Below are 22421 nucleotides of genomic sequence, written 5' to 3'. Positions count from 1 at the left end.
TGTGGGTGTGTTGGGTGTTGATCGGGTGGGGTTGGATGATGATTTCTTCGAGTTGGGTGGCAACTCCCTCATCGCGACTCGGGTTGTCATGCGCATCGCCGAAGAACTCGAGACGGCCGTACCGGTCCGCCTTCTGTTCGAAGCGTCCACCGTCCAGGAACTTGCCGCACGTCTCGAATCACACGTCGGTGAAGGAAGCCGCCTTGCGCTGACAGCTCAGGATCGACCGGAAGAGATTCCGCTTTCTCTTGCGCAGCAGCGTATGTGGTTCCTCAACCGCTTCGACGGCTCGGCAGGTGCCTACAACATGCCGTTTGCACTGCGGCTGAGCGGTGAACTCGGTCTGGGCGCGATGCGTGCGGCGATCGGCGACGTCGTTGCCCGCCACGAAACCCTGCGCACTGTGTATCCGGAAACCGATTCGGGACCGGTCCAGGTCATCGAACCGGTAGGACATACGCCGGTGGAATTGAACGTCGAGAGTGTCACGGAAGCCGAGATTGTCGGCAAGCTGGTCGAATTGGCGTCGACGAGGTTCGACGTGACGGCCGAAATCCCGCTGCGGATTCGGTTGTTCCAGGTAGCCGAGAACGAGTACGTCCTCGCCGTCGTGGTGCACCACATTGCCGCGGACGGCTCCTCGACTACTCCGTTCGCCCGCGATCTCGTCATGGCCTACGCGGCACGGGCGCAGGGAACGGCGCCGGGTTGGGCCCCGCTGGACGTGCAGTACGCCGATTACAGCCTGTGGCAGCGCGAGGTGCTGGGTAGCGAGGAAGACCCGGAATCCGTGTCGTCCGAGCAGATCGCCTACTGGAGCCAAGCTTTGGCCGGGCTGCCGGATCAGCTGGACCTGCCGACGGACCGTCTGCGTCCCGCCGCGCAGTCGTACCGCGGTGGCTACCTTCAGTTCGAGATCGACGCAGCAGTGCATCAGGGCCTGTCGGCGCTGGCCCGTGAGCACGGGACCACCCTGTTCATGGTCACGCACGCGGCGTTTGCGATTCTGTTGGCGCGCCTTTCCGGCACCGACGACATCGCCGTTGGCACCCCGATCGCTGGCCGCGGTGAGCGTGCGCTCGACGATCTGATCGGCATGTTCGTCAATACCCTGGTATTCCGGACACACGTCGACGGTTCCGACAGTTTCACGGAACTACTTGCCCGCGTGCGCGAGAACGACCTGCAGGCCTTTGCGCATGCCGACGTTCCGTTCGAGCGACTGGTCGAAGTTCTCAACCCCGCACGTTCGACTGCTCGGCACCCGCTCTACCAGGTAGGCTTCCTTTTCCAGAACATGGAACAGGCAAGCCTGGAACTGCCTGGCCTCACCGTCAAGGGCCTCGAGATCGACAACGGTGTCGCTCAGTTCGATCTGCAGTTGATCGTCGGTGACAACTACGACGAGCGTGGTGTTGCCTCCGGCATCTCGGCCGTATTCAGCTACGCGCACGACCTTTTCGACGAGTCGACAGTCCAGTCCTTCGCTGATCGGTTCAACACCGTTCTGGCAGCGGTGGTTGCCGATCCGTCGATCGTGGTCGGCGACATCGACGTGCTCGATCCGCGTGAGTCGAATCAGGTTCTGCAGGAATGGAATGCAACGGAGCAGGTACTCGACGCCGAGGCGACACTGGTCGATCTGTTCGATCAGCAGGTTGCCGCTCACGGTGATTCCGTCGCGTTGGTGCACGGGCTCGAATCGCTGACGTATGTGGAGTTCGACGACAAGGTCAACCGGCTCGCCCGTCACCTGATCGAACTGGGTGTCGGTCCGGAGTCGTTGGTGGCATTGGGAATGCGACGCTCCATCGACCTGGTGATCGGCATGTACGCCGTTGCCAAGGCAGGCGGCGGTTATGTTCCGATCGATCCGGATCATCCGGCCGATCGCACCGGGTACGTCCTCGAGATGGCCGCGCCGGTCTGCGTGCTCAGCAACGAGAACGACGCACCGTCGCTCGCGGGGATCGACAATGTTCTTCTCATCGACACCCTCGATCTGTCGCGCGTCTCCGGAGCGCCGGTGCGCGGCGACGAGCGGATCGCACCGCTTCGTTCGGCGAATACCGCGTACGTGATCTTCACGTCGGGATCGACCGGCAAGCCGAAGGGTGTGGCGCTGTCCCACACCGCGATCGTCAATCAGCTTCTGTGGAAGCGTGATCGCTACGGTCTCGACCAGACCGACGCAATGTTGCTCAAGACTGCAGCGACGTTCGACCTCTCGGTCTGGGAGTTCTGGTCCGCGTTGACATCCGGGTCCCGCCTGGTCATCGCCGACCCGGACGGCCACAAGGACGCCGAGTACATGCTGGCGCTCATCGCTCAGGAGAAGGTGACGACGCTGCACGCGGTGCCGTCCATGCTCTCGATGCTGACGGCCGCAGCAGACGGCACTCTTCCGCAGTCGCTCGAGCGTGTCCTTGCCATCGGTGAGGCCTTGCCCGCGGCAACGGCGGCAGAGTTCCGCAAAATGTCCGACGCGGCACTCGTCAATCTGTACGGTCCGACCGAGGCTGCGGTGTCAGTGACCGCGCACGATGTGGACGAGAGCGACACCTCGTCGGTCTCGATCGGTGCCCCGGAATGGAATACGCAGGTCTACGTGCTCGACGAGCGACTGCATCCCGTTCCGGTCGGAGTCACCGGTGAGCTGTACCTGGCCGGAACCCAGTTGGCTCGCGGTTATCACGGCCGCGCCGACCTGACGTCGGAACGCTTTGTCGCCAACACCTTCGGAGAACCGGGCACACGTCTGTACCGCACCGGCGACCTCGTTGTCTGGCGCAGTGGCGGTGAACTCGAGTACGTCGATCGTGCCGACTTCCAGGTGAAGATCCGCGGCTACCGCATCGAACTCGGTGAGATCGAAGCTGTTATCAGAGCTGCTGAGTCCGTGGACGCCGCGGTTGTCGTCGCGAAAACCGATCCGCGACTGGGGGATCGACTGGTCGGGTACCTCGTTCCGCAGGCCGGGGCCACCGTCGACGTCGACAGCGTGAAGGCGGAACTCGTCCGCGAGTTGCCGAGTTACATGGTGCCGTCGGCGTTGATGGTGCTGAGCGAATTGCCGCTCAACATCAACGGCAAGATCGATCGAAAGGCTCTGCCGGAACCCGAATTCGAGGCAACGGAGTTCCGTGCCCCGAGCAATCCGGTCGAAGAGATCGTGGCCTCGGTGTTTGCCGAAGTCCTGGGCGTTCCACGAGTCGGGTTGGACGACGACTTCTTCGATCTCGGCGGAAACTCGCTGATCGCCACACAGGTCGTGGCCAGGTTGGGTCAGGCACTTGACGCCCAGATTCCGGTGCGGATCATCTTCGAAGCGTCGACTGTCGGACTGCTGGCGTCGCGGGTGCTCGAACATGCCGGTTCAGGTTCGCGGGCAGAGTTGGTGGCGCAGGAACGGCCGTCGCAGATTCCGTTGTCGCTCGCTCAGCAGCGGATGTGGGTTCTCAACCAGATCGACCGCAGGTCTGCCGCGTACAACATCCCGGTCGCGATCCGGATGTCCGGCGATCTCGACGTCGCAGCATTGGAGTCGGCCGTCTCCGACCTTGTTGCTCGCCACGAGATCCTGCGGACGTTCTATCCCGATCTCGGGGACGGCCCGACGCAGTCGATTCAGTCGAAGTCGGCAGCCGTTGTCGACATGGCCGTGCTGTATGTCGGCGAAGACACGATTGGGGCCGAGGTCGCGAAGGTCGTCGGTCAGGGCTTCGACGTCACTGCCGGTGTTCCGCTGCGCGTTCGCCTTTTCCAGATCACGCCCACCGAGCATGTCCTGATCGTGGTGGTCCACCACATCAGCGGCGACGCGTTCTCGATGGCGCCGATGATCCGAGACACGATGGTCGCGTACACGGCGCGTACCGGGGGAGCGGCACCCGAATGGGCTCCGCTCGAAGTCCAGTACGCGGATTACACGTTATGGCAGCGCGACGTTCTGGGTTCCGAGGGCGATCCGGACAGTGAACTGTCGACGCAGCTTGCCTACTGGACGCAGGAACTCGCCGGCGTTCCCGAACTTTTGGAACTGCCGACGGACCGTCCTCGTCCGCCGACGCAGTCGATGAAGGGTGCGGACTTCCTGTTCACTCTCGGCGCCGACTCCACGCGTCGAATCGCGGAAATCGCGCGCGAGCAGAACTCGACCGTGTTCATGGTCGTGCATGCCGCGTTCTCGGTGCTGCTGTCCAAGCTCAGCGGCTCGAACGACATCGCGATCGGTACACCGGTGGCGGGCCGCGGCGAGCGAGTCCTCGACGACCTAGTCGGTATGTTCGTCAACACGCTGGTGTTGCGCACGCAGGTGAAACCGGCAACCACGTTTGTCGACCTGCTGCAGCAGGTGAAGGAGAAGGACCTCGCGGCGTTCGGAAACGCAGACGTGCCCTTCGAGCGTCTGGTCGAGCAGGTCGGCCGTGAGCGCTCACAGGCATACTCACCGCTGTTCCAGGTGATGCTCACGTTCCAGAACATGGCACTTGGCACGTTTGCGCTGCCAGGGCTCGAACTGTCGGCGGTGGACGACGGATTCGACTCGGCGATGTTCGACCTGCAGCTCACCGGTATCGAGGAGTTCGACGAGCACGGAGCGCTGTCCGATATCCGGATGCGATTCACCTATGCAACCGATCTTTACGACGCCGCAACCATGGAACTGTTCGCAGCCAGGTTGCGGGCCGTGGTCGACGCCGTTGCCGCAGATCCGACGGTGGTTCTGCGGACCATCGACATCGTGACGGACTTCGAACGCGCGCTGATCGAGGCAGCCGAGCCGAAAACGGCCGCGGACCTTCCGGACCTCGCAGCAGCGGCCGCCGCAGCAGATCCGACGGCGGTTGCCTTCACACACGGCGACACCGTGGTGACCTTCACACAGCTGGCCGAAAAACTGGCTGTGATGAAGCAGACGATGGGTGCGGCGCTCACTGCCGACGCGTTGGTCTCGGTTTCGCTGAACGGTCTGGTTCCGGGCATTCTTCCGGCACTGGGCGCCGACGGTATTACCTCGCTCGTCGAGTCTTTGATAACTGACGCGCAGGCCACGCTGGGGAAGGGTTCCGGTACGGACGGGTAATATGCAGTATTTGCCCCATGGGCGTTGATCTGTACGACCAGTCGTGCGTTGGATCTGCGCCGTGCTGTCGTCAGTTGGAGGAAGTGTTGATGTCCGTCGGTATGCCGGGACCACAGTCGCTGACGATCGAGGACCTGCCGAGATTGATCGCTGCAGTAGCCGAGGCGGAGCCCGACCGGACAGCGCTTGTTCATGCAGACGCCGAGGTCACCTACGAACGGTTGCACTCGGAACTGACCACACTCGACTCCGCGATGGGTGGTGCGCTCGGCCCGGACGCACTCGTACCCGTCGTGATCTCCACGCTGCTGCCGGAGTTGCTCGCCACACGAGAGGGTGGCCTCGAATCCGTCGTCGGTGCGCTCATCGCGGACGCGACTTCCGTCGTTGCTTTCGAGGCTCCGTCGGTCGTCGAGTCGACTCTCGTAAGTCTGTTCGAGGAGCAGGTCGCGCGTACCCCCGATGCCGTCGCCCTTCGTTTCGGCTCCACGGCGTCGACCTACGCGGAATTCGATCGCCGGGTCAATCAGCTCGCCCGCGAGCTCGTCGCCCGTGGCGTCGGACCGGACACATTCGTCGGCCTGGGTATCCGTCGGTCCGTCGAACTGCTGGTTGCGATGTACGCGATCGTCAAGGCCGGTGGTGCGTACGTACCACTCGATCCCGACCATCCCGCTGAGCGTCTGGCGTATGTGATCGACGTCGCCGCGCCCGTCCTCGTGCTCACGACGTCAGTGGACGCGGTCGGCATTCCCGAAAACGTCGATGTACTGCGGATCGATGACATCGATGTCTCGGCGCACTCAGGCGCGCCGCTTGCCGACGGTGACCGGCTGTCACCGCTGCGCACCGACAATCTTGCGTACGTGATCTTCACGTCGGGTTCGACCGGCAGGCCCAAGGGCGTCGGTGTGTCACACGAGGCAATCGTCGCCAACCTCCGATGGAGGCAGAGCGAATATCCCTTCACCGACGAAGACGTCATCCTGCAGAAGACGCCGTTTACGTTCGACGTGTCGGTGTGGGAGTTCTTCTGGCCGTTGCAGGTCGGCGCTTGCCTCGTGATCGCGAAGCCGGACGGGCATCGTGATCCGGCCTACGTCGCAGCGACGATGATCGAGTACGGCGTCACCGTTGTACATTTTGTCCCCTCGATGCTCGCGGTCTTCGTCGCTGAACCGCGCGCTTCCGAGATCACCTCGCTACGTTACGTTTTCGCCTCGGGTGAAGCGCTTCCCGCCCAGACCGCCGCGCGGCTGCGCGACGTCAGCACCGCGGAACTGCACAATCTGTACGGACCGACCGAGGCAGCCGTCGACGTCACGTACTACGCAACCGGACCGCAGGACGAGGTCTCCATTCCGATCGGCCGTGCTGTCGCCGAAACAGAGCTACTCGTCCTCGACGACGCACTGCGTCCAGTACCTCCCGGCGTCCCCGGCGAGCTTTACCTCGCGGGGGTCCAGCTGGCCAGAGGGTATGTCTCCCGCCCCGATCTGACGGCGGATCGGTTCGTCGCGCATTCCACCTCGGACGGCGAGCGCATGTACCGAACCGGCGACCTGGTCCGATGGCGCGGTGCCGGCGCCGACCGCCTGCTCGAGTACCTCGGCCGCACCGACTTCCAGGTGAAGCTGCGGGGACTGCGCATCGAACTCGGCGAAATCGAATCAGCGCTACTCGACAACGATGCAATCGCACAGGCGGCCGTTCTCGTCCACTCCGATGCGGCTTTGGGCGACAATCTGGTGGCATACGTGGTTCCCGCATCGGGAGTTGTGCTCGACACCGACGCTTTTGCACGTGAATTGGGTGGACGCCTGCCGGACTACATGGTGCCGTCGCTGTTTGTCGAACTCGAGGCGTTTCCGCTCAATGCCAGTGGCAAGCTGGACCGCAAGGCGCTGCCGGCGCCCGAGTTCACAGCGCAGGTTGTCGAATACCGGGCAGCGAGTACGCCGGTCGAGAAGACGTTGATAGCGATCTTTGCCGACTTGCTCGGCCGCGACGATCTCGGCATAGACGACGGGTTCTTCGACCTCGGGGGCAATTCACTGCTCGCGACGCGAGTGGTGGCGCGCGCGAACGCCGAACTCGGCGTGGAACTCGACATGCGAGCTTTCTTCGATGCTCCGACGGTATCCGAATTAGCTTCTCTCGTAGGCGATTATGCTGGCCGCGGTACGAAGGCTCCTCTCGTTGCACAGGAACGTCCCGACCGGATCCCGCTTTCGCTTGCGCAGCAGCGTATGTGGTTCCTCAACCGCTTCGACTCGACCTCGGCAGTCGATCACATCCCAGTCGTTCTCCGGCTGACCGGAATGCTCGATGCCGCTGCGCTCCGTTCGGCGATCGATGATCTCGTCGAGCGGCACGAGAGCCTGCGTACTGTGTACCCGGAGGTCGACGGCGTCGGCCACCAGCAGATCTTGACCGTCTCCGACGTGGAGCTCGATCTGTCGCCGGTCGCTGTGGCCGAATCCGAGATCACCGAGCGTGTCATCACGGAGATCACCGGGGGATTCGACGTCACCTCACAGGTGCCGTTGCGGGTCAAGCTCTTCCAGGTGGCCGCGTCGGAATACGTCCTTGTATTCGTCGTCCACCACATCAGTGGTGACGGCTTCTCGATGGGCCCCTTGGTGCGCGACGTCGTGACCGCTTACGCAGCTCGATCGCAGGGTTCAGCGCCCGATTTTGCTCCTTTGGGGGTCCAGTACGCGGACTTCACGCTGTGGCAGCGGTCCGTTCTCGGTGACGAGAGCGACCCGGAATCGTTGATTTCGCGGCAGATCGACTACTGGACGCATCAGTTGGCAGGGATGCCGGAACTGCTCGAACTTCCGACAGATCGCCTGCGCCCTGCTGTAGCGGCCAACCGTGGTGCGTCGCACCAGTTTTCGATCGAGAAGAACTTGCTCGTCCGGCTCGAATCGTTGGCGCAGCAACACAAGGCTTCGGTCTTCATGGTGCTGCACAGTGCCATTGCCGTCCTGCTTGCCCGGTTGTCCGCGACGTCGGATATCGCGATTGGTACGCCGGTCGCAGGTCGTGGCGATCGCGCTCTCGACGATGTGATCGGAATGTTCGTCAACACGCTGGTCCTGCGCACCGAGATCGACTCCGCGAGTTCGTTCGCGGACGTGCTGAAAGCCGCTCGCGCGACCGATCTTGATGCCTTCGGCCATACGGACGTTCCGTTCGAGCGCCTTGTCGAGGTCCTCGATCCCGCCCGCTCCCAGGCGCACAACCCGCTCTTCCAGGTCATGCTGGCATTTCAGAACCTCGGCCAGAGTGAACAGGGCGCTGCCGACATCGACGGGTTGACGGTTACGGGCGTCGAACTCGCATCCGCAGTTGCCAAGTTCGACCTCCAGTTCACCGTGTGGGAAGACCCCGAGCATGGCGGACTGTCGATCATGATCGATTACGCCACAGATCTTTTCGATCCGTCGACCATCGATTCTGTTGCCTCTCGGTTGGCGGCGCTCCTCGCCGTCGTCGCGGAAGATCCGGCCATCGTGGTCGGTGACATCGACCTGCTCACCGTCGACGAGCGCGAATTGGTGATCGGCACCTGGAATGCGACCGGCCATGAGGTGCCGCAGAAGACACTGGTCGACATGTTTGTCGAACAAGCGCATCGGACTCCGGACGCCACGGCACTCGTCTACGAGGACGAGCTGCTGACCTATCGCGATTTCTCGGCGCGTGTGCATCGACTCGCCCGGATGCTGGTGACGATGGGCGTCGGACCTGACACCTTGGTGGGCTTGGCAATCAGGCGGTCCATCGACTTGGTTGTCGCGATGTACGCGGTGATCGAAGCAGGCGGGGCCTATCTGCCGGTCGATCCCGATCAGCCCGCCGATCGCAACGAGTACGTTCTGGGGACGGCCGGACCGGTGTGCGTGCTGACCACCGATCGTGACGGTTTCACAGCGAGCACCACGGTTGTCTCGTTGGATTCGCTGGATACTTCCCAGTTCTCGGACGCAGCGCTTGTCGATACCGATCGGCTGGCGCCGCTGCGGCCGGACAACACGGCGTACGTGATCTTTACGTCCGGTTCGACCGGTAAGCCGAAGGGTGTTGCGGTTTCGCATCGGGCGATCGTGAATCGTCTGGTGTGGATGCAGGCCGAGTACGGGCTGACCGGCGATGATGTGGTGTTGCAGAAGACCCCGTTCACGTTCGACGTGTCGGTGTGGGAGTTCTTCTGGCCGTTGCAGGTTGGTGCCCGACTAGCTGTTGCCGAACCGGACGGACACCGCGACCCCGCCTACCTCGCGTCCGCCATTTCCGACTACGGCGTCACCACCGCGCACTTTGTTCCGTCGATGCTCGACGTGTTTGTCGGAGAACCCTCGGTGGCGGCGTGTACTTCTTTGACCCGGGTATTCGCCTCCGGTGAGGCGTTGACACCACAGGTGGCGTCAACGCTGCGGACAGTTCTTCCCGCTGCGCGCTTGCATAACCTGTACGGTCCGACCGAGGCCGCGGTCGACGTGACGTACCACGAGGTAACCGAATCCGACGTCGCAAGTGTGCCGATCGGTGCGCCGGTGTGGAACACCCGGGCGCTGGTGCTCGACTCGCGGTTGCATCCGGTGCCGGTCGGAGTTGCGGGGGAGTTGTACCTCGCCGGTGTCCAGCTTGCACGCGGCTACCTGGCGCGGCCCGATCTGAGTGCCGACCGGTTTGTTGCGGATCCGTTCTCCGGTAACGGGCAGCGACTTTATCGCACGGGTGACCTGGTGCGGTGGAACAGTTTTGGTGAGATTGAGTACATCGGCCGAACGGATTTCCAGGTCAAGCTGCGCGGACTGCGCATCGAACTCGGTGAAATCGAATCGGCTCTACGCGATCACCCCGCGGTATCCGCGGCGGTAGTACTGGTTCGCAGCGACCAGCTGGTGGCGTATCTGACGCCGGCAGCGGGCGTCAGCCTCGACTGGCACGACATCGCCGATGCGTTGTCGCAGCGGTTGCCCGCATACATGATTCCGGCCTCTCATGTGGTGCTCGACAGCTTCCCACTTGGCTCCTCGGGCAAGCTCGACCGTGCGCAGTTGCCGGATCCAGTGGCTCGTAGTGCCGAGTTCCAGGCGCCGGTCACGGGTGCCGAAATTGCTGTGGCTCAGGTCTTCTCGGACCTTCTGGCAGTCGAGAAGGTGGGATTGGGCGACAATTTCTTTGCCCTGGGGGGTAACTCCCTCATGGCAACTCAGGTTGTTGCGCGGCTGGGACAGAGGCTCGACACCACTGTCGGTGTGCGGACCCTGTTCGACGCACCGACCGTCGGGGCACTTGCTGCCCGTATCGATTCGGGAACCACCACGGCAGCGCGGCCTCCGCTCACCGCGCAGGTCCGGCCGGAGCGTGTGCCGCTCTCGCTCGCGCAGCAACGCATGTGGTTCCTGAACCGCTTCGAACCGGGATCGAATGTCGACAACATCCCAGCCGCACTTCGGCTGACCGGCACGCTCGATGTCGACGCGCTCCAGGACGCTCTCGACGATCTGGTGCGTCGTCACGAGAGCTTGCGAACTATTTACCCCGAGATCGACGGCGTCGGTTACCAGCAGGTTCTCGAACCCGCTCGTCTGATCAATCTTGCGCCGATCGACGTGGATGCCGATGATGTGGTGGCTCAGGTCGCCGCTGTGGTGGCGCCCGGGTTCGACGTGACCACCGAAGTTCCCATTCGCGTTTCCCTCTTGCGGATCACCGATTCCGAGTTCGTTCTCGTATTTGTCGTCCATCACATCAGTGGTGACGGATTCTCGATGCTTCCGTTGGTTCGGGACGTCGTCGCGGCATACGGTGCGCGATCGGCCGGAGCGGCGCCGCAGTGGGAACCACTTCCGGTGCAGTTTGCCGATTTTGCTTTGTGGCAACGCGAAGTCCTGGGCAGCGAGAGCGATCCGGACTCGGTGATTTCCGGGCAGTTCGACTATTGGCGAACACAATTGGCCGGTGTCCCGGATCAACTCGAGCTGCCGACGGATCGTCCGCGGCCCCGAATTGCAACCAATCAGGGTGCCTACCACGACTTCTCCGTTGATGCGGATTTGCTCGCGCGCTTGAACGCGGTCGCCCAGGCATCGAACGCCTCGCTGTTCATGGTTGTGCATTCTGCGCTTGCGCTGCTGCTCGCAAAGCTGTCGAGTTCCACCGACATCGTGATCGGCACTCCCGTTGCCGGACGCGGTGAGCAAGTGCTCGACAACGTCATCGGAATGTTCGTCAACACGTTGGTACTGCGAACCGATATCGATCCGGCGTCGACGGTCGCCGACCTGATCCACCGCGCCCGTGAAACCGATCTCGGCGCATTCGATCACGCGGACGTCCCGTTCGAGAGCCTTGTCGAGATCATCAACCCCGAACGGTCGCAGGCCCGGAACCCGCTGTTCCAGGTCATGCTGACAATGCAGAACCTCGGTGGCTCTAGTCCGGAGTCGGCAGCGATGAACGGTGTTGTGGTGTCCGCCGTGGACATCGAATCGCCCGTCGCGAAGTTCGATCTCCAGTTGACGGTGAGCGAGGCGCCGCAGGGCGGTCTTCTTGCGCAGTTCAACTATGCAACAGACCTTTTCGACGCAGCAACCGTGGAACTGTTTGCGCAGCGTTACGTCACGATTCTGCGCGCCCTGGCGGATGATACTTCTGCTGTCATCGGCGACATCGACGTATCGAGTGCCGACGAGCGTCGGCGAGTGCTCGTCGAATGGAACTCGACCGAGCGTCGTGTTCCCGACTCCACCCTGGTAGATCTCTTCGACGCCCAGGTGTCGGCAACACCGGATGCGCCGGCAATCACGTTCGACGCTACGACGCTGACATACGCGGAATTCGATGCCCGGATCAATCGTCTTGCACGCCATTTGATCTCGATCGGTGTCGGTCCCGATGCCATGGTGGGATTGTCGATGCGACGATCGCTCGACCTACTTGTCGCGATGTACGCGACGGTGAAGGCAGGCGGCGCGTACGTGCCGATCGATCCGGATCAGCCGACCGAACGCAATGAGTACGTTCTTTCGACCGCTGTCCCGGTCTGTGTCCTCACCACCACGCTGGATCGATTCGAGACGTCGGTCTGTCCGGTTGTTCAGGTGGACACGCTCGACCTGTCCACTCACTCGGACGCTGCGATCTCCGATGCGGATCGTCTATCTCCGTTGCGCAGTGACAACACGGCGTACGTGATCTTTACTTCCGGTTCGACCGGTAAGCCGAAGGGTGTTGCGGTTTCGCATCGGGCGATCGTGAATCGTCTGGTGTGGATGCAGGCCGAGTACGGGCTGACCGGCGATGACGTTGTGTTGCAGAAGACGCCTTTCACGTTCGACGTGTCGGTGTGGGAGTTCTTCTGGCCGTTGCAGGTTGGCGCTCGGTTGGTCGTTGCTGCAGTGGACGGGCACCGGGAACCGGCATACCTCGCAGCTGCTATCGCAGAACACGGCGTCACCACTGTGCACTTCGTGCCCTCGATGCTCGAACTGTTTGTCGCAGAACCCGCAGTTCGCGGAGCGGATGCTCTGCGTCGGGTATTTGCCTCGGGCGAAGCACTGCCACCGCAGGTTGCGCAGGAACTGTGCACACTCCTTCCACAGGCTCGACTGCACAATCTGTACGGGCCTACCGAAGCGGCAGTCGACGTCACATTCCACGAGGTCACGCCATCGGATTCCGAGATCGTCCCGATCGGATCGCCGGTCTGGAACACCCGTGTCCTGGTGTTGGATTCGCGTCTGCGCCCGGTGCCGGTGGGTGTCTCGGGTGAGCTGTACCTGGCGGGAATCCAGTTGGCGCGCGGCTACGTCGGTCGGCCGGACCTCACGGCAGATCGTTTTGTCGCAGATCCGTACGGACCTTCCGGCAGCCGCCTGTATCGCACGGGTGACCTGGTGCGGTGGAAACGGTCGAGCGGAGCGAGGGGGGATGATTCCAGCGTTGGTGAGGTCGAATACATCGGGCGGACCGACTTCCAGGTCAAACTCCGCGGATTGCGGATCGAACTGGGCGAGATCGAGGCAGCATTGCGCGATCAGCCGTCCGTTGCGTCGGCTGCGGTGGCAGTGCGCAACGAACAATTGGTTGCCTACGTTGTGGGACACGCCGGCGCGGTAGTGGACTGGGCATCGGTCGAGACAGCACTGGCCGCACGACTGCCCGGCTACATGGTCCCGACGGCGCACGTTGTGCTCGAGGCATTCCCGCTGGGCACGTCCGGCAAGCTGGATCGCAAGCAGTTGCCCGATCCTGTTGCTCAGATCGCTGCCTTCCGTGAGCCACGGAGCGTGGCGGAGCTTGCGGTCGCGCGGATTTTCTCCGACCTGCTCGGCATCGAGCAGGTTGGCCTCGACGATGATTTCTTCTCGCTCGGCGGCAACTCGCTCATCGCGACTCAGGTCGTTGCGCGACTCGGCGAGGCGCTCGACACGACGGTTCCTGTTCGCCTGCTGTTCGACGCGTCCAGTGTGGAATCCTTTGCCTCGCTTATCGACTCGCAATCCGGTAAGGGCGCCCGCCCGCCGCTGGTGGCGCAGGAACGACCGGATCGTGTTCCGCTGTCGATTGCGCAGCAACGCATGTGGTTCCTCAACCGGTTCGACGCGTCCTCGGGTGTGGACAACATCCCGGTGGCCATCAGGCTGACCGGAGAGCTGGACATTGCGGCGATGCAGGCTGCGCTGGTGGACGTGTTCGAACGTCATGAGATTTTGCGAACGGTGTATCCCGAGATCGACGGCGTCGGTTATCAGCAACTGGTGGATGTGGACCGGATGGTTCCGGATCTGACGCCGGTTCGCATTCACGAATCCGTGGTTATCGATCGAGTTGCAGGCGTGATCCTTCCCGGATTCGACGTCACCCACGAGGCGTCGGTTCGAGCGCAATTGTTCGATTTGAGCCAGTCCGAGTACGTCCTCGTTTTTGTGATCCATCACATCAGCGGTGACGGCTTCTCGATGGGCCCGCTGATCCGCGACTTCGTCTCCGCGTATGTTGCACGGTCGCAAGGGCAGTCGCCGCAGTGGCAACCATTGCCGGTGCAGTACGCCGACTTTGCGTTGTGGCAGCGGCAGATCCTCGGCAGCGAGGACGATCCCGAATCGGTTATCTCCGAGCAGGTCACGTACTGGCAGGAACGCTTGGCCGGCATTCCGGACCAGTTGGATCTGCCGACGGATCGTCCGCGGCCGCGCATCGAATCGCACCGCGGAGCCGGATACGATTTCTCGATCGATGCCGAGCTCCGTGCGGGTCTCGATCGAGTGGCCCGTGAGGTCAATGCATCGCTTTTCATGGTGGTGCACAGCGCCCTGGCGGTCGTGCTCGCGAGGTTGTCCGGGACATCGGACATCGTGATCGGTACCCCGGCCGCCGGCCGTGGTGAACGTGCTCTCGACGATCTGATCGGTATGTTCGTCAATACCCTGGTGCTTCGCGCCGAGGTCGACCCCGAATCGTCGTTCGCAGACTTGGTCAGACATGTCCGGGAATCGGATCTCGGCGCGTTCTCGCACGCGGACGTCCCCTTCGAACGGCTCGTCGAGATTCTCAACCCCGAGCGATCTCAGGCCAGGCATGCGTTGTTCCAGGTCGGTCTGGCGTTCCAGAACCTGCAGCGATCGGTTCTGCAGTTGCAGGATCTGGACGTTGCCGACTTCGCGTTGCCGGACCTGCTGGCAAAGGTCGATCTGCAACTGACCTTGATCGAGTCCGAGTCGTCTGGCAACGGAGGACTGACCGCCCAGTTCACATACGCGACCGACCTGTTCGACGAGTCGACAATCGCATCCCTCGCGAACCGATTCCTCCGCGTTCTGAATGCTGCAGTAGTCGACTCGGCGCAGGTGGTCGGCGACATCGATATCATCGAAACATCCGAACACGCACAGATTCTCGACTGGGCACGGGGCAGTGACGAGGACCGGCTCGACGCGTCACCGATGACGTTGTTCGCGCAGTACGTCGACACCGATCCGTCGGCGTGCGCAGTGGTTGCCGGTGACGTCGAATTGTCCTACGGGGACCTCGATGCACTGTCCTCGGTTGTGGCAGCACAGCTCGTCGACGCCGGCGTCCGTCCGGACGACGTTGTCGGCTTGATCCTGCCGAGGTCCTGGCAGTGGGTCGTAGCGATGGTGGCCGTGTGGAAAGCCGGTGCCGGCTATCTTCCGATCGACCCTGCTCTTCCGGAAGAACGGGTGAGCGTACTGCTCGCCGATATCGCGGCACGGTGTGTGGTGGCGATCGAGACGCCCGACCTCGATCTCCCAGTGGTGCTGATCGGTGAAGAGCACGTGGTCGCTGCCGACGCACCGGGTTGGGTCGATCGTTGGCGTGAGGACGGCGCGGATGCCCGAGTCGGCTACGTCATTTCGACGTCCGGTTCGACCGGACGACCGAAGCCGACCGTCGTTCCGATGGCAGGTATAGCGAATACCGTTGCGTGGTATAACTCTTCGCTGCCAGCACGCGCCGGGGTTGCAGTGGCGTCGTCACCGAGTTTCGACCTCACGCAGAAGAACGTGTGGGGACCACTGACGAGTGGTGGAAGTGTGCACCTCGCACCCGCCGGCTTCGACCCGAGTGAGATCCTTCGTGTCATCGCAGACGAGCGAGTCACGACGGCAAACATGTCACCCAGTGCTTTCGACGCTCTGATCGATTCCGACGAAGACGACGTGCTGGCAAGCCTCCAGGTGGTGTTCCTCGGCGGAGAGCCGATACAGATCAGCCGTCTGGGGCACCTGCTTTCGCGCGGAGTTCGAATCGTGAACAGCTACGGTCCCACCGAAGCGTCGGATGTGGTGTCGTTCCAACAGGCGACGGTAGCGGACACACTCGGTGTTCCGATCGGCTCACCGGTGCCGAACATCGATCTCTACGTGCTGGATTCACGATTGGGTCTTGTTCCGTCCGGAGTTGTCGGCGAGCTGTACGTCGGTGGTATCGGTGTCGGCCGTGGTTACGGTAACCGGTACGACCTGACGGCAGAACGGTTTGTTGCCAACCCCTTCGGGGCGGCCGGCGAGCGCATGTATCGAACCGGCGACCTCGTGCGCCGCAACACGGCCGGTGAGCTCGAGTACATCGGGCGCACGGACTTCCAGGTCAAGATCCGCGGTTTACGCATCGAGCTCGGTGAGATCGAATCTGCCTTGAACGCTGTGGATTCCGTCGGGACCGCCGTCGTCACAGTCCACGCTGATTCGGCGGTGGGCGACCGGTTGGTTGCCTATGTCGTTGGCGTCCCAGGCGCTGTGATCGTTCCGGAAATCCTGCGGGACGCTGTAGCGCAGCGCTTGCCGGAGTACATGGTTCCGTCAGCGTTCATCGTCCTGGACTCGGTGCCGCTCAACGCGAACGGAAAGATCGACCGTCGGAGCCTGCCCGACCCGGTGTTCGACACGGCGCAGTACCGCGAACCGCTCACCGTTGTCGAGAAGGCAGTTGCAGTTGTTTTTGCCGATCTTCTCGGCGTAGACCGAGTCGGACTCGACGACGATTTCTTTGCACTCGGCGGAAACTCGCTAATCGCGACGCGGCTCGCGGCCCGTCTCGGTCAGGCGCTCGATACCACTGTTCCGGTTCGGATGTTGTTCGACGCCACGACAGTCGAGGCACTGGCCCTTGCCATTGCGGCATCGGTCGGTTCGGGTCGACGAAAGTCGCTCGAAGCCGCCGAACGCCCGGACCGGTTGCCGCTGTCACTGGCGCAGCAGCGGATGTGGCTTGTCAACCAGATGGACACGGACGCAGGGACGTACAACATTCCGATGGCGCTGCGGTTGACCGGCGACCTCGACGTCGACGCATTGCGGGCAGCTCTGCGCGATGTCACCGACCGGCACGAGTCGCTCCGGACGTTCTATCCGGCCGACGACAACGGACCAACACAACGGATTCTCGACGTCGACGATGCGCCGCAGTGCGCCGTCGTTGCCGTTGCGGACGCATCCGAGTTGTACTCGCGCGTCGCCGCTGTGATGTCGACGGGCTTCGACGTCTCCACAGAAGTGCCTGTGCGGATGGAACTTCTGCACTGCGGGACCGGCGAGTACGTCTTTGCGCTTGTTGCTCACCACATTGCCGCCGACGGTGAGTCGATGGCGCCGTTGGCGCGCGACATGATGATCGCGTACGAAGCCCGTACCCGAGGCAGCATTCCCGGGTGGAGTCCGTTGACCGTGCAGTACGCGGACTTCGCGCTGTGGCAGCGTGACGTCGTGGGTACGGCCGACGAGGCCGACAGTGTCGCTGCCGCTCAACTCGAGTACTGGCGGGGCAAGCTTGCTTCGCTTCCCTCGATGGCCGGACTTCCGACGGATCGCCCACGTCCGAGTGCGGTGTCACCGGCAGCGGGTGCTGTCGAGTTCACCGTCAGCGAGCAGATCCACGCCCGGTTGGTAGAGATCGCCCGCGAACGGAATGCGACTGCCTTCATGGCAGTGCACGCCGCACTGGCCGTATTGGTTGCTCGGGTCGGGGCAACCGACGACTTTGCGATCGGTACCGCCGTAGGCGGGCGAGGGGAGCGTGCGCTCGACGATCTGGTCGGAATGTTCGTGAACACGCTTGCCTTGCGGACTCAGGTAGATACTGCAGCAAGTTTCGACGATCTGGTTGTTGCCGTGCGTGACGTGGATCTGGAGGCCTTCGGGAAGTCCGACCTCCCGTTCGAGGAAGTATCCGAAGCGTTGGGTGCCTCGGCCGACGGACTCTTCCAGATCATCTTGTCGCTGGAACCCGCTGGCGGAGCCGAGTTCTCGCTGCCGGGCTTGACGATCAGCGGAGTCGATTCACCAGTGGCGACCACGAAGTTCGACATGCAACTGACGCTCAGTAGCGCCGCGGACGGATACGGACTCTCCGGCGTCTGGATCTACTCGACTGATCTGTTCGACCAGGGAACCGTCGAATCGTTCGTGGAGCGGTTTGTTCGCGTACTCGAACAGGTCACCGACAACCCATCGAGGCCGGTCGGCGACATCGAATTGCTCACAGCAGCAGAGAAAGACGAGGCTCTCGGCGCTGCAGTTCAGTCCAGCGCTCCGAGCGGATCAGGTGCGGCGCTCCTGCCGCAACTGCTGGCGTCGACAGTCGAGGCTGACCCCGAAGCTCCCGCCGTTGTAGTCGGCGACGAGGAAATCGACTATGCCGCAGTCGATTCACGTTCCTCGCAGCTTGCGCGTCTGCTCATCGATGGTGGCGTCGGTCCAGGAGACTTCGTGAGCCTCTCCGGTGTATCGGGAGCAGGCGAAGTAGTGGCGTGCTGGGCAATTGTCAAGACCGGGGCAGCGATAGCAGTCGGGCAGGCCGGAGAGATTCCGGACTCTGTCGTGACGATCACGCCGGAAACACTCGACGCTGCGGTCGCACAACCCGCGCGTGCGATCAATTACACCGACCGCATTCGCCCGCTCACCGCGGACGACGCCGCATTCCAGGTGTTCGGAGACGGAGCCTGGGAGCAGACGTACGGGGAACTCACCGCAACCCTGTCGACCTGGAGCGAGAAGTACGCGGTTGATGTCGAGTCGCGAGTGCTGCAGACCGGCTCGATCGACGCGAGCGGACGGGTGCCCGCGATTCTGCTCGCTGCATCGGCGGGTGCTGCGTGGGCGGTGGCAGGTAGTGACATCGAATCGCTCGACGACCTGCTGGCCGACGAGTGGGTGACACACGCGGTGCTGTCGGTGGATGACGCTGCAAGCATCGATCGCAGCGAACTGCCGGATCTCGAACACGTTCTTGAGGAGCACAGCCCACAGTCGTGGTGACCTCACGTACCGCGAGTGGTGGAACTCATATCCACTCGCGGTATGCGGCGCTCGGCAACTCCGCGGCTGTAACAATGGCACTCGGTTGCCGATGCATTGTGGGGAGCCGCAACGGGCGAGATGACCGTGAAAACAAGTATTACGCGAAGGTGAGTTGTCTGATGGCGCAAGGGGCCGACGTACACGTAGATCGATCATCGGACGTGATCGCATGAGCGCGGACGATCTGACCCCCGCAAAGACACGCGGAAGCCGCAAACCCCGTCCCACCCGTACTCGCCGCGTTCGAGTGCCCTTGCTGCCGCAGCTACTGGCGGCTGCCGTCGATATCGACCCAGGCGCCGTCGCCATCCGCTTCGACGGTCGTTCTGTCACCTACGCCGAGCTGGATGCCGCGTCATCGCAGCTGGCGCGTCTCCTCATTGCTCACGGAGTGGGACCGGAAGATCGGGTAGCGATCTCCATCCCACGCTCCGTCGAGTCGGTGTGCGCACTGTGGGCCGTCGCGAAGGCCGGGGCCGCATTTGTACCGGTTGATCCCAACTACCCGGCCGACCGCGCCTTGCACATGCTTGTCGATTCCGGCGTCTCGATCGGCTTGACGGTAGGCGCTGTCGCCGACGGACTGCCGGCGAGTATTCAGTGGTGGGAACTCGACAACGCCGCGTTCCTGGCAAAGGCGGCCGAACGTCCTGCCGAACCGGTGTCGTACACCGAACGTGCCGGAACTTTGCGTGCGGAGCATCCCGCCTACGTGATCTACACCTCGGGTTCGACCGGTCGACCCAAGGGCGTTGTCGTCACGCATGGAGGCATTGCGAACCTGTGTGCCGAGCAGATCGAGCGCTACGGTCTCACTTCTGCATCCCGAACCCTGCACTTTGCATCGCCCAGCTTCGATGCCTCCGTTCTGGAATTGCTCCTCGCATTCGGCACCGGTTCCACGATGGTGATCGCACGCCCCGATGTGTACGGCGGCGACGAGCTCGCCGAACTGCTCACCGAAGAAAAGATCACCCACGCGTTCATGACTCCTGCTGCACTGGGATCGCTCTCTGCGGAGGGTGATTTCGACACGCTTGACGTTGTTGTCGTGGGCGGCGAAGCATGTTCACCCGCACTGGTGACTCAGTGGGCGCCCGGACGAAAATTCTTCAACGCGTACGGCCCCACCGAAACCACCGTCGTCGCATCGATTGCCGAACTGACGGTCGACAGTCCGGTCACGATCGGCGGCCCGGTGCGCGGCGTCGGACTCTACGTTCTCGACTCCCGCCTGCAGCCGGTGGCGACCGGCACTGCCGGCGAATTGTATATTTCCGGAACACATCTCGCCCGTGGGTACAACCAGCTTCCCTCCACAACCGCAGCAAGTTTTGTGGCAAACCCGTTCGCGGACACGGGCGAACGACTGTACCGCACCGGCGACACCGTTCGCTGGATCAAGGCCGGCGACGACCAACGCAGTCTCGAATACCTCGGCCGCGGTGACTCTCAGGTCAAGATTCGCGGATTCCGTATCGAACTCGGTGAGATCGACGCAGTTCTCGCCGCAGTTCCCGGTGTCGAATTTGTGGCGACACTTCCTCGGAGTGGGCCGACGGGTGAACCAGCATTGGTGTCGTATGTAAAGGCCGGGAACACGCTCGACGCTGAGGCATTGACAGTCCACGCACGCGGCGCACTGCCTCGGCACATGGTCCCGGCCGCAATGGTGATGCTCGAAGATATTCCGCTGACCCCGGTCGGCAAGCTCGACGTCGATGCATTGCCGGCGCCCACATTCGAATCGCGCTCGTACCAAGCGCCATCCACGCCTGCCCAGAAGCTTGTGGCCGACGCGATTGCCGATCTCCTCGGCCTCGAACAGGTCGGCGCTTCGGATGATTTCTTCGAATTGGGTGGCAACTCCCTGATCGCGGCCAAGCTGGCCGGTCGTCTGGGCGCAGCGTTCGATACCCGCGTTCAGGTGAAGACTCTGTTCGAAGCGTCTACCGTCGAAGCGCTCGCCGCTCGCATCGAAGCCGAGACGGAAACGATCGGGCATGTGGCCTTGGCGCCGATGGTTCGTCCTGATCGTGTGCCATTGTCTCTTGCGCAACAGCGTATGTGGTTCCTGAGTCGGTTCGACGCGGAATCTGCTGTGAACAATATTCCGATTGTTCTTCGCTTGTCCGGAAAACTTGACGTGAGTGCGCTTGCGCGCGCTGTTGAGGATGTTGTCGCTCGGCACGAGGTGCTGCGGACTGTGTATCCGGAGTTCGGCGGCATCGGCTATCAGGACGTTCTCGAAGTGTCCACGGCAGATATCGATCTGGATCCTCGGGATCTCGACGAGTCGGAGTTGCTTGCAGCTTTGGCGCCGCTGGTGACCGTTGGGTTCGACGTTTCCGTTGCAGTTCCACTTCGGGTGCGTCTGTTCCGTACCAGCCCAAGTGAATTCGTACTCGCAATGGTGGTTCACCATATCTCTGCCGACGGTGTTTCGGTGGGTCCTCTGGTGCGTGATGTTGCATTGGCCTATCTTTCCCGGGCGCAGGGCGGCGCCCCGGCGTGGTCGCCGCTTGCGGTGCAATACGCAGATTTTGCGTTGTGGCAGCATGAGGTTTTGGGGGTCGATTCTGATCCGGCGTCGTTGATGTCGGAGCAATTGCGTTATTGGAGTGAGAATCTCGCGGGGTTGCCGGAGAAGATCGATCTGCCGTTCGATCGGAAGCGCCCGGCGGTTGCGTCGACGCGTGGCGCGGTGCATCGTTTCGATATCGACGGTGAGTTGCACAGGGCTCTGGAGCAATTGGCGTTGGATCGTGGTGTTTCACTGTTCATGGTTGTGCATGCGGCGCTTGCGGTGCTGCTTGCGCGGATGGCGTCGACTGACGACGTGGTTATCGGTTCGCCGATTTCCGGTCGGGGGGAACCTGCGCTCGATGATCTGATCGGGATGTTTGTCAATACACTGGTGTTGCGCACGCCGGTGACGCCGAACATATCGTTTGCCGATCTTCTCGATCAGGTTCGTGAAAACGATTTGGGTGCATTTGCCAACGCGGACTTGCCTTTCGAGCGTTTGGTGGAGGTTCTCGATCCGGCCCGTTCGCAGGCGCATCATCCGTTGTTCCAGGTTGCGTTGTTCTTCCAGAACATGGCAGGTGACGCTCTGGAGTTGCCTGACCTGCGAGTCTCGGAGTTCGATGCGGGAATCGATATCGCAAAATTCGACCTTCAGCTGACGGCATCGCCGGTTGAAGACGAGGCCGGCGTCGGTACCGGCATGGTGATGTCGTGGCTCTACGCCACAGATCTTTTCGACGCCGCTACTGTTGGCGGGCTAGCCGAGCGCCTGACCACCATTCTCCGTGCGATGGTCACGAATCCGGGAACTGCTGTCGGTGACGTGGAACTGTTGTCCACCAAGGAAATACAGAATATCATCGAAGACTTCAACGACACCTCCCGTCCGGTTGTGGGTGGGTTGTTGTTGGATGGTTTTGATTCTGTGGTGGGGGTTTGTTCGGGTTCGCGGGCGGTGGTGT

3 protein-coding genes are annotated in these 22421 nt (G+C 62.5%); all 3 read left to right on the top strand.

Annotated features, from left to right (window positions below; genetic code table 11):
* Positions 1-5086 (top strand): amino acid adenylation domain-containing protein (locus AC2ETI_RS32025; protein ID WP_483635005.1); only part of this gene is annotated, 5086 nt, incomplete at its 5' end.
* Between the two features lie 89 nt (positions 5087-5175).
* A complete protein-coding gene (locus tag AC2ETI_RS32020; protein WP_483635004.1) occupies positions 5176-18888 on the top strand; it encodes an amino acid adenylation domain-containing protein in 13713 nt (4570 codons plus the stop codon).
* Between the two features lie 211 nt (positions 18889-19099).
* The coding region (locus tag AC2ETI_RS32015) for an amino acid adenylation domain-containing protein (RefSeq protein WP_483635003.1) at positions 19100-22421 on the top strand (3322 nt) is incomplete at its 3' end.

Source organism: Rhodococcus sp. MurmanLake-1 (assembly GCF_056945715.1).
The sequence above is the reverse complement of the archived record's forward strand: the minus strand, read 5'-3'. Positions and strand labels throughout refer to the sequence as shown.